Origin of the sequence: Cytophaga sp. (assembly GCF_051961495.1) — a bacterium.
Lineage (GTDB): Bacteria > Bacteroidota > Bacteroidia > Cytophagales > Cytophagaceae > Cytophaga.
In genome coordinates, this window is the sequence record NZ_JBQCDF010000091.1 from 1 (window position 1) to 11,333 (window position 11,333).

Consider the following 11,333-nt stretch of genomic DNA (forward strand, 5'->3'; position numbering starts at 1 on the left):
GCACGCGCAGCAGGTTGAGGTCGAGCGTCCGAAAATTAATGTCGCTTATACCAGCTATAAAAACAAAATATTTAACATATTACAACAAATAATGATATTTATCAATGAAAATAAATTAGCATAAATCACTTCTAATTTATACCTTAAATTAATTTCAATTTTCTTTATTTCTTTTTCAAGTTTCTGTTTACAGCTATGAACGAACAACAAAAAATATTACGGATTTTCCGGCTCATCCATATTCTTGCAGGTAATCAGAGAAAAACGATTAAGCAACTTCAGAACACATTAGAGGTAAGTCAGTCTACTATATATAAATACTTAAATCTACTAGAGGAGTTGGGTTATTGCGTTGATAAGGATGAGCACGACAAGTATTTCATTTTTGAACCGGATCACCGGATGCCTTTATTCATTGAAGAAGAAGTACAGTTCCTAAATCAGTGTTTAAGCGGCTTACCTAATAATAATCCTTATAAGATCAGCCTGTCAAAGAAAATACAGCTCAACGGATTATTCATTCCTACAGCGCAGGAATTAAAACAGCGTATGTATACCAGACTTATCCTACAAATCAATGAAGCCATTACAAATCAGCTATGGATTACTTTATGCAAATACCAGTCGGCAGACTCTTCTACATCTGAAGACCGGATTGTACTGCCTAAAAAAATTGATTCCGAAAACGGGCAGCTGACTGCTTTTGATGTAAAGCGCAATGCCATCCGTATGTTTAAAATTCACCGGATCACTAAAATCGAACATGCAGAAAAACCTGCGCAGCCTGTTAATCCTGAAATCCTTACACCTGTTGACCTGTTCGGACTAACCGGACCGTTGCCTATTAAAGTGGAACTGCTGTTAAGTCAGCGGGCAAAACATTTACTGGAAGAAGAATATCCAGCCGCCGGTAGTTTTATTACACCGGAAAACAATACGCTTTTCCCCTATCGATATGTCAGTGAGATCCGTGACTTTAAAGGTGTTGGCAGGTTTATACTTGGCTTGCCGGGAGAAATACAAATTATCAGCCCGATAGAACTCATTGCTTATTTACTGGAACGTATGAAAGGCTATACGTTTATATCCAATATTCAGACGATGAGTGTCTGAAATTTAGGCATCCAAAATACTTTTATCGAAAATTGAGAAAAACAGGTTATACATTTGAAACGAAATAAAGCAATATATGAGAATTTATTTAGCTACAAGTAAAAATACGGAATTAGTACCTTTTGCCTATCAGCAGCTATTAACCGGCGTGCTTCACAAATGGCTTGGTAAAAATGATGTGCACGATGAAATGTCACTATACAGCTTTTGCTGGCTAAAGAATGGAAAAGCCTCAGCAAAAGGAATCAACTTTCCAAATGGCGCATCCTTTTTTATCAGTACGTATGATAACGAACTACTCAAAAAAATTATAGAAGGCATTCAGCAATACCCCGAATTATTTTATGGTATGAAAGTAACAGAAATAACCATACAGGAAGATCCGCAATTTTCGGAAATACAACGCTTTGTTGTAGCTAGCCCGGTCTTTATAAAAAGAAGCAACGCAGAGCGCAAAGAATTTTTCTATTACAACCATCCTGAGGCCGGGAAATTGTTGACGGAAACACTTGCTAAAAAATTACAGAAGGCCGGTTTAAATGCTGAAAGCATATCCGTTGAATTTGATAAAAGATTTAGAACACCTTCTATTAAAGGTACCTCCTACTATGGTATTCACAGCAAAGGTTCTGTATGTCCGGTTATCATAAAAGGTACACCTCAACAAATTGCCTTTGCATGGAATGTTGGCTTGGGAAATAGTACAGGTATTGGATTTGGGGCATTAAATTGATTTGTATGAAGTATTATGTAGTAAAATATAGTGGACCGTTTGGATTTATTAAGCCTTGGACAGCTGTCAGGGATAGCGAAACTTTTAGTCAGCAATTTTTAACCCCTTCAATTATTGAAGGGATCGAAAAGAAATTGTTTCCAGAGTTATTAACTTCCAATGGTATTTCTAAAATACTTGGTCATAGACTTTCCTATGATCAAGTTTGTGGGCAACAGGAACAAATCCAAACACGGGGTTGGAATTCAACTAAAAAAGGTAAACAAATTTTATTTGAAAGACCAAATGGAATTTTATTAAGAGGTGTACTCATTAATCCAACTTTAACTCTTGCTTTCAAAACATTAGAAGATGCACAAATAGCACATAAGCAACATATCTGTTTATGTAGAAATGAGGATATTTTATTTCCACTTGAAATTTTAGAGACTGATAAAAATAGTTTTGATTCTGATGAAAATCAGTTCAATGGCTTTGAGTTGATTTTTGAAAAAACAGAGAAATCATTTCTGGTTGGATACAACAGACTTACTGCTGAACAAATGTATGGCTGGATCAAAGTTGTAGGAAATCCAATTACTCAGTACTAAAATGGAAAAACTATTAGCTAAATCGGCTCCAGAATGGACAACATTACAAGATCATTTGCATCATGTTGCAATGTCAGCAAAAGCATTCGCCAATCATGTAGGATTGAACGAAGATTTAGCATATAAAGGAGCTATTTTGCATGATCTAGGAAAGGCACATCCAGAGTTTCAGAAAAGATTATTGAGAAGCGGAAAATCTACAAAAACATTCAGACATGAAATTGCCTCATTATTTTTCATTTCACTTTTTCCTGAATCAGAACATTCCGCTTTAATTGAAATGGTGGTTGGACATCATAAATCAATTAAAAATGATGCCGGAGAAAAAGGTTTATTAGATCTCGACGACATTGAGGAGTATGAGAATTTTCACTTAGGAAGATGGAATGAGTGGAGTCAACACGCCAATGAATTATTAAACCATTTTGGGATATATTCTGAATTCATCAATGAAAAGAAAGCCCTGGAAAATCTTGATTACGTCGTTGATTATTGTAAAAAGCAAATAAAAGAAAAAGGATTTTCACAATGGAGAGGTCTACTTATGGGAGCAGATCACTTTGCTTCCGCACTAATCCACTCTACAGAAAAAGAATTAAAAAAATGTTTTGCCAGGCCTAACCTTAGTTTTTTTGAAAGAACTCATCCTCTGTATCCACTATCTCAGATGGATGCAAGTTCAAGCAAAAAGCATAGTCTTGTTGTTGCCTGTACAGGAGCCGGCAAAACAGATTTTCTTTTTAGAAGATGTACAGGAAGGGTTTTCTATACACTTCCATTTCAGGCTTCTATTAATGCAATGTTTAAACGTGTTGCCAAAGATTTAGAAAAAGATAACCCTGATTTGGATATCAGGATTTTACACGCATCTTCATCCGTCATTAAAAGAAAGGGCAATGAGGAAGAAGAAGTACTGCAATCGTTATTCGGGTCATCGGTTAAAATATTAACACCACATCAATTAGCTTCTATTGCATTTGGATTGAAAGGATATGAGTCTCTTATATTGGATTTAAAAGGCTGTGATATTATACTAGATGAAATTCATACTTATACTGGTGTTTCGCAAGCGATTGTTATAAAATTAGTAGAAGTATTAAAATCCATTGACTGTAAAATACATGTTGGGACAGCGACGATGCCTTCCATTTTGTACAATAAAATCTTATCAATTTTAGGAGATGATATTTTAGAGGTGGCATTGCCTGATGCAGAATTAGAAAAATTTAACAGACATAAAACCTTTAAAATAAAAACTTTTGAAGATTCTTTTTCAATTATAAATACTGCGATTGATAAAAATCAAAAAGTTTTGATCGTAATGAATCGCGTGGCAAATGCCCAAAAAGTTTTTGATGAACTAAGTGAATTGTATCCAAACATTGATAAGATTCTTTTACATAGTCGTTTCAAGCGTAGCGATAGGAATAAAAAAGAAAAAGAATTAATTGGACTGGATGATAATGGCATACCTACAAACCAATTCAACACTTCAAACAAAACCTGTATTGTCGTCTCAACACAAATAGTTGAAGTTAGTCTGGATATCAGTTTTGATGTAATGATTACAGAAGCTGCTCCACTTGATGCATTAGCACAACGCTTTGGAAGAATTAACAGAAAACGCACATTAGATACTATTGGCCAACTAAAAAATATCTATGTAATTGCTCCTCCTGAAGATAAACAGCAAGCATTACCATATGATTTAGATGTACTAAATAGAACGTACGAAGTATTGCCTGACGGAGAAATATTTGAAGAGAAAGTATTACAAGAGAAAATAGATATCGTATTTCCCAAAATTGACTTTTTAAATATTGAAGAGCATTCGGTGTTTAAAACAAACGGAGATTTTTCAATTAATAAGCTTACACATAGAAGCAAATCTATTCTATTTGAATTGCTTGAGATTGATTCCGTTTCATGTATTTGCGAAAGCGATTTAGTTGAATATGAAAATTCTGACTTTGAAAGAAGATTGGAATTGGAAATTCCAATACGATATTTCACTGTTTCAAAAATGAATCAATCTCAAAAAGGAAATAAGCCTTTTATTATTCCCGATAAAGCATATTCAGAAAATATGGGTTTAATCACCACTTTAATAAAAGAAGAAAATTTTGACTTTAATAATCAAATATTATGATTACCACAGTAGTTGGAAGAACATTTTTGGATGCTTATAACAAAAAATATAATAAGCAATTAACTCCTAAAGAGTTTTTTGTAAAAGAATATTTCGAGTTATTTTATAATCATCCTAAGTATATGCAGTGGGTTACAAATTCTCCATTTGTGCAAATGAAAAGCGGTCAAAAAGTACATTTATTGACCGAAGATGAAAGAGTAGAAAAGCTTGAAGCATTACATGAAAAGATTTCAAACGAATCAGCTGATGCGAGTTTCGCATTGGGGTTTCCTGCTTCGGAAACAAAAGAGTTTGCTAGTACGTCTGGCTTAGTAAGCGATATTATTATCCCTACAGACGAAAATGAAATTTATTTATCATGGATAGGAAGTGGCTTAGGAATTGGTGTTGCCGGAGGTTATACAATTTTATTTGATGATGCAAAAATTACTTTACAAACCTATGAAGGATGGAAAATCTACAGAAAGTATTTAAATGATGTTACGCTTGAAAAGCTAAGGGGAAATCAAATTGGAACCTGGAATGGACAATGGTTAGCATATTCATTAGATGAATTTTTTAATGAGCAATTCGATTTCAGTTTATTGGTTTCAAAAAAAATATTGGATCTTTCTTCTGACAATATAGAAGTTAATACAGTTTTTTGGTCTAAGCTATTTTTTAGTTTATCCCAAATCTATCCAGAAGCATCACTTACTGCTTATGTATATGGATTCGGACAAACCAACAAAACTATTGGCTTCATACCTTTCCAATTAAAATCAGGATCAAAGCTTAAGCATATATACAAGCAACTGACAGCATCAGATAAGTCAATTTCGGCAAATGATTTTGAAACCTTATTTGGTATGCATATTAAAAGAGCTTGTGAATTAGGAAGTATTGGCTTACAAACCCTTCGTCCCGAAGGTTTAGTAAAATACATGAATGAAAGTAAAAACTTGGCATTCAAAAATGAGGATGATAAAATAAATTATTATGTATATAAAACTTGGTTAATTGCTATGTTATCTAAAAACAAAGAAGAAATAACAGAATATACACTTGAATTGGCGAAGGTCATTTTGAAGTATAGAAATGGTGACAGTAATAACAAAACTGTCCGTAAGAATTTAGTAGAAAAAGAACTTTTTGAATCCAAATCAAAAAAATCATTTATTGAACAAATAATCATTATGATTAAAGATTTAGATACTAATGACCTTATAATCATAAAAAAATTGAAAGATGATATTCATCTTATGACTAACGAAGAATTTGGTTATTTCTCTACCCTTTTGAAATTCGACTACGCATTCTTAGAAAAACAATCATAAACTACATAAACTAATTATAAAATGAATACAATTTATATCAGAACCCTTAAAAGAGCCGAGCATACAGTATTTTGTGTAGCTGATGGACAAAAATATTACTACGATTCTCAATTCAATAGAAGGATTCCATTTTCTAGCGGCCAACAAATAAAGAGATCATTGATTGATTCTTTATGCGAGGCCATCAACCAAACACCTTCTCCTACTACATTTTTGTTTGATGTTAATAAGCAAAAAGAATTAAAAGAAGGTGAAGTATACGGGACTTGTGATCCTACATATGCAGATCAATTGTTTGGCGGATGGATGAAAGCTTCGAAGGGTGGTGTTGAAAGAACGTTAAAAAGAAGAAGCCCTCTTTCTATTTCTGCTATGAGAGCTTTACATCCATTATTAGCAGGACTTGAAAAAGAAGCCGGTTCTTTTGATAGAAGTGAAAGACCAAATAATGTCGTAATTGTAAGAGATGAGAAAGGAAATCAATTAAATCAAGAGGAAATTGTTTCTTTACTTGATGGCAAAGACAGAAGTTTAAGTCGCAAATGGTTAAATGCCTCAGATAGAGTTGCTGGTTTATTCGTTGCTGACTTAGCTATTGATTTAAGAAGATTATTTTCTGTAAGTATTAATCCCTTCGAACCTGAAATGAGTGAATCTACTATTGAAAAACTTAAAAGTGAGGGTTGGATTGAATCTGTGAATGTATTTGGACCATGTTTAGTAGCTCCAAAAGAATTAAGAGAGAAATGGATCAAAGGTTTAGCTAAAGCGATTATTGATTGGAGAATTACGTCAAATCAATCTCGTACATTCAGTTTAATGGATACGTTGGCTATTTCTATCAGTGATAATGCTAACACAATTGCAGGAAGTATTAGAGCCAAACTTTCAGAAGAAGATTCTAAAAAAGCAGATCCGATTATTGACGAAAGTTTAAAAGGTATTGATACGTTTATTACGTTACAAGCCGGTGGCTTTATCCATACAAAAGGTGAAACTGCTGACGCACTCGAAAAAGCTGAGCAAAAACTTATAGAGCTCATGATGGCTTTTGATTACGAAAACCAACTGGTAACTGCATAATTATAAGAAATCCTGATAAGTTGAATACGAACTTATCAGGATTGTTATATATATTCTTTGTCTTAGTCATAATGCCGCTACTTGTGGCGTCAATTTTTAAAACATTTTTATTGTTCAACCAGCTACTATGCAAACATACATTACACAACTAATTGCAGATTTAAAAACAGCCCAAAGTAAGGCTGAGCACACAATCAATAAACAACTTATTGAAGACAATTTTGAAGCGCACATAGCAGATGTGGAGCGCTATTTAAGTAATGAAGGCGCACAACCAATATATGAAATTATCGGCTTTTTGCCAAAGTATTTCCCTCCTGCTAACCGACTAAATGAAAATCAACTGACAACAGTTTCATCTGCACTTTTAGAATGCTTAAGTAGTTGGAATATTTGTATTGATTTACCTGAAAAATTACCGTCTGCATTAGCATATACACTACTCGTAAAATCGTTACAGAATAAAATTGTACTGCAGAACTCTGAAGCTATTCACCTGGAACTATGTCATTATGATAGCGAAGATTGTCCGTTTGGGACAGAATATTGCAGATGCATGGATCCAGAAGATGATCATACACAAGCAACTCATATTATGTAAACTTTCACCTGATATTGTTCCAAACTAACTTTTTATGGAAACCCAATTTTCTCATATCATCCAACTCATTCAAACTTCACGGAACAAGGCCATAAGTGCGGTCAATACTGAATTAATTAATCTGTACTGGCAGGTAGGTGCTTATATTTCACGTCAATTGAAACAAGCCAGCTGGGGTGAAAAAACCGTAGGCGAACTGGCAACGTTCATCAAAATGCATCATCCAGAGATAAAAGGATTTAACCGACCTGGCCTCTACCGAATGAAGCAGTTTTATGAAGCTTACGCTGATTCTGTAATTGTCTCATCAGTGATGAGACAATTACAACATACTGATAATCAAAACACCAAAATTGTGTCATCAGTGATGTCACAATTTGATCTGACTAAACACAAAGATTGTCTGCTTACAAAAATAAGCTGGACCCATCATCTCACTATTATGGCTCGCTGCTCAGGTATCGAAGAGCGGGAGTTTTACATCCGCCTGACGATTAAAGAAAAATACAGCGTACGCGAGCTGGAACGGCAGATCAACAGCGGTATGTATGAACGCTCGCTGGCTGGTATGCAATTGTCGCCATCGCTCAAGAACAGACAAGCAGAAATCAACACTATTTTTAAAGACAGTTATGTGTTTGAATTTTTAAATCTGCAGGAAACTGCATTAGAGAATGAAGTGCAGCAGGCGTTAATCAGGCAGATGAAATCTGTTGTGCTGGAACTTGGCAGGGATTTTTTATTTGTCGCTGAAGAGTTCAGGTTACAGGTTGGCAGCAGCGATTTTTATATTGATCTGTTGTTTTATCACCGGGGTTTACAATGTCTGATCGCCTTTGAATTAAAAGCAGACAAATTCAGGCCGGAACAACTGGGACAGTTAAATTTTTATCTGGAAGCTTTGGACAGAGATGTAAAAAAAGGAAATGAAAATCCCAGTATTGGTGTGCTTTTGTGTAAAGACAAAGACAGTGAAGTGGTAGAATATGCGCTCAGCAGAAACTTATCCCCTGCCTTGGTTGCCGAATATAAAATGCAGTTACCCAATAAGGAAATACTACAGAAAAAACTGCATGCTATTTTTAAAGAGAATGAATAATCGATGATTATCACTGCCACACATATTAACTACTATTTCATTTGCCATCGTAAATTATGGTTATTCTCAAATGGCATCCGCATGGAACATACCTCCGAGGTTGTACAGGAAGGCAAACTGATTCATGAAGTCAGCTATCCACAACGTGCAGAACGTTTTACTGAGATTGAGGTAGGCGGTTCCAAAATTGATTTTTATGATGCGAAAAATAAAGTAGTGCATGAAATAAAGAAATCCAATTCGGTTGAAAAAGCGCATGAATGGCAGGTAAAATATTATATCTGGCTGCTGGAGCAGCATGGTGTTTGTGATGTCACAGGTATACTTGAATATCCTAAACTAAGAGAAACAAAAGAAGTTTTTTTAACAGAGGAAGACAAGTTATATATGCCCAAAATGTTAAGAGTCATTGAAGAAATCATTTCTTCAAATTATGCTTCATCCAAAATCAATAAAAAATTTTGTCTGAGTTGCAGCTATTATGATTTCTGCTGGGTAGAGGAAGAATAGTTGCTAGTTACTAGCTTCTAATTACGAGACAATAATGATCAAAACATAATATTCACTTATGAGAAAATCGTATTACCTCTTCAATCCTGGCCGTCTGAGCCGAAAGGACAATACATTGAAATTTACTCCGGTAGACGAAGATGGGAATGAAGGTCAACCGCGCTATATACCGGTGGAAACGGTAGATAACATGTATGTATTCGGCAGCCTGGATGCCAACAGTGCCTTGTATAATTTTTTGGGCAAGCATAGTGTAAATGTACATTTCTTTGATTATTACGAACATTATACAGGCTCCTTCATGGCAAAGGATTACCTGCTCTCGGGCAGGATGGTAACATCACAGGTAAGTCATTATCTGGACCCGTCAAAACGGTTGGTTATAGCCCGCAAGTTTGTTACGGGCAGTGCAGATAATATTCTGAAGAACCTTAGCTATTATAACAATCGTTCTAAAGACACTTCTACCCCTATTTCATTTATTGAACAATATAGGCTTGGTATTGAGCATGCAACGGATGTAGCAACGCTTATGGGTATTGAAGGAAATATACGTCAGGTATATTATGATGCGTTTGATACCATCGTAAACGATTTTACGATGGAAGGCAGAAGCAAGCAGCCCCCACGAAATGAGATCAATGCACTGATTTCATTTACTAATATGCTTTGCTATACTACCTGCCTGGATGCTATATACCATACACAGTTGAACCCTACTGTTAGTTTCCTGCACGAGCCAGGGGAACGCCGCTATTCCTTATCGCTGGACATTGCAGAGATCTTTAAACCGTTACTGGCAGACCGTCTGTTATTTTCATTACTCAACAAAAAACAAATCCAGAGCAAAGATTTTGATTTTAAAGTTAATTACTGTTTACTGAAAGAAAGCGGGAGAAAAACCGTAATGAAATACTGGGATGAAAAACTTAATGAAACAATTAAGCACCGAAGCTTGGGAAGAAATGTTAGTTACAAACATCTGATCAAACTGGAATGCTATAAACTGACCAAGCATTTGCTCAATATAGAACCGTATAAACCATTTAAAGCCTGGTGGTAAATATATGTATGTGATATTGGTTTATGATTTGGACGCCAAACGAACTGGCAAGATGCTGAAGTTATGTCGTAAATATTTAAATTGGATTCAGAACAGCGTTTTTGAAGGCGATATAACAGAATCAAAGTTAAAAGAACTATTGGCTTCTGCTAAAAAAATAATGGATCTGAATACGGACAGCATCATTGTTTTTAAAAGCAGAGATCAGTACTGGCTGGATAAAGAGATTATTGGCCAGGAACGCGGGTCAACAATTAATTTTATTTAGTCGTCTCTCTGGCCTTTCTCCTACAATGTTGGATATTTGTTTTTTTATTTAAGACTTATATATCTGATTTTAAAAATCTTATAAAATCGTCAATCTCCTATGTAAATTCTATTATTCATGACAGACGATTTCAACTCTAATTTTCAAAATAAAAAAGGTGGTTTTTAAACTGAATTCCCAATTTTTAAGTCGTATTTTTACGGCTCTTAATCGCACCACACAGGAATTGAAATCCGCATCAGCGCGCAATGTAGGATCAGGAATTTCACTCTTAATCGCACCACACAGGAATTGAAATCTGGAAGGAGTCAGAAGAGAGCGAATTACGAACCAGACTCTTAATCGCACCACACAGGAATTGAAATGGTTCAACACCACGCCGACAAGGTAGAAATACTTCTCTTAATCGCACCACACAGGAATTGAAATAGAGTAGGAAGCATCTTTAAAGACCTGTTTAACACCTCTTAATCGCACCACACAGGAATTGAAATCTTTAAAACATTGCTTCCTTTACTGGAGAATGTTCCGACTCTTAATCGCACCACACAGGAATTGAAATGGTTAACGGACTTCAGCAGATTATTGAACTTCAAGGCTCTTAATCGCACCACACAGGAATTGAAATACTGAAATCTGTACGCCTGCTTCGGTCAGTCCATTACTCTTAATCGCACCACACAGGAATTGAAATCGGTAAACCGTTCACAATATTACCGCCGGCTTCAACTCTTAATCGCACCACACAGGAATTGAAATACGTGCTATGTATTCAGCCAAAAGCAGAACCGCCACTCTTAATCGC

General features: G+C 35.2%; 11 protein-coding genes and 1 CRISPR repeat array. All 11 genes read left to right on the forward strand.

What is annotated here, in order from left to right; all coding sequences use genetic code 11:
* The first annotated feature begins 195 nt into the window (after positions 1-195).
* Positions 196-1,113 carry a helix-turn-helix transcriptional regulator gene (locus ACTHJT_RS04090; RefSeq protein ID WP_440236557.1) on the forward strand — a complete coding sequence of 306 codons (918 nt, stop codon included), beginning with the start codon at positions 196-198 and terminating at the stop codon, positions 1,111-1,113.
* Between the two features lie 76 nt (positions 1,114-1,189).
* The gene (gene cas6, locus ACTHJT_RS04095; protein ID WP_440236558.1) at positions 1,190-1,846 is read left to right on the forward strand and encodes a CRISPR-associated endoribonuclease Cas6; all 657 of its coding nucleotides are present in this window, start codon (positions 1,190-1,192) and stop codon (positions 1,844-1,846) included.
* A 5-nt stretch (positions 1,847-1,851) separates the two neighbouring features.
* Positions 1,852-2,436, forward strand: a complete 585-nt coding sequence (locus tag ACTHJT_RS04100; RefSeq protein ID WP_440236559.1) for a hypothetical protein — start codon at positions 1,852-1,854, stop codon at positions 2,434-2,436.
* 1 nt (position 2,437) lies between these two features.
* The gene (cas3, locus tag ACTHJT_RS04105; protein WP_440236560.1) at positions 2,438-4,585 is read left to right on the forward strand and encodes a CRISPR-associated helicase Cas3'; all 2,148 of its coding nucleotides are present in this window, start codon (positions 2,438-2,440) and stop codon (positions 4,583-4,585) included.
* A complete protein-coding gene (locus ACTHJT_RS04110) occupies positions 4,582-5,904 on the forward strand; it encodes a hypothetical protein (RefSeq protein WP_440236561.1) in 1,323 nt (440 codons plus the stop codon). The genes cas3 and ACTHJT_RS04110 overlap by 4 nt, the downstream gene beginning before the upstream one ends.
* Before the next feature lie 21 nt (positions 5,905-5,925).
* Positions 5,926-6,987, forward strand: coding sequence for a CRISPR-associated protein Cas7 (locus ACTHJT_RS04115; RefSeq protein ID WP_440236563.1), 1,062 nt, complete (start codon positions 5,926-5,928; stop codon positions 6,985-6,987).
* A 127-nt stretch (positions 6,988-7,114) separates the two neighbouring features.
* The gene (locus ACTHJT_RS04120; protein ID WP_440236565.1) at positions 7,115-7,588 is read left to right on the forward strand and encodes a hypothetical protein; all 474 of its coding nucleotides are present in this window, start codon (positions 7,115-7,117) and stop codon (positions 7,586-7,588) included.
* A gap of 34 nt (positions 7,589-7,622) precedes the next feature.
* Positions 7,623-8,687: a PDDEXK nuclease domain-containing protein gene (locus tag ACTHJT_RS04125; protein ID WP_440236566.1), complete on the forward strand. Its 1,065-nt coding sequence runs from the start codon at positions 7,623-7,625 to the stop codon at positions 8,685-8,687.
* 3 nt (positions 8,688-8,690) lie between these two features.
* The gene (gene cas4, locus ACTHJT_RS04130) at positions 8,691-9,197 is read left to right on the forward strand and encodes a CRISPR-associated protein Cas4 (RefSeq protein WP_440236567.1); all 507 of its coding nucleotides are present in this window, start codon (positions 8,691-8,693) and stop codon (positions 9,195-9,197) included.
* A 58-nt stretch (positions 9,198-9,255) separates the two neighbouring features.
* The gene (gene cas1b / locus ACTHJT_RS04135) at positions 9,256-10,260 is read left to right on the forward strand and encodes a type I-B CRISPR-associated endonuclease Cas1b (RefSeq protein WP_440236568.1); all 1,005 of its coding nucleotides are present in this window, start codon (positions 9,256-9,258) and stop codon (positions 10,258-10,260) included.
* A 52-nt stretch (positions 10,261-10,312) separates the two neighbouring features.
* The gene (cas2, locus tag ACTHJT_RS04140; RefSeq protein WP_440236569.1) at positions 10,313-10,528 is read left to right on the forward strand and encodes a CRISPR-associated endonuclease Cas2; all 216 of its coding nucleotides are present in this window, start codon (positions 10,313-10,315) and stop codon (positions 10,526-10,528) included.
* Between the two features lie 203 nt (positions 10,529-10,731).
* Positions 10,732-11,287: direct repeats of the CRISPR family, unit length 30 nt; unit sequence CTCTTAATCGCACCACACAGGAATTGAAAT.
* The last annotated feature ends 46 nt before the right edge of the window (positions 11,288-11,333 follow it).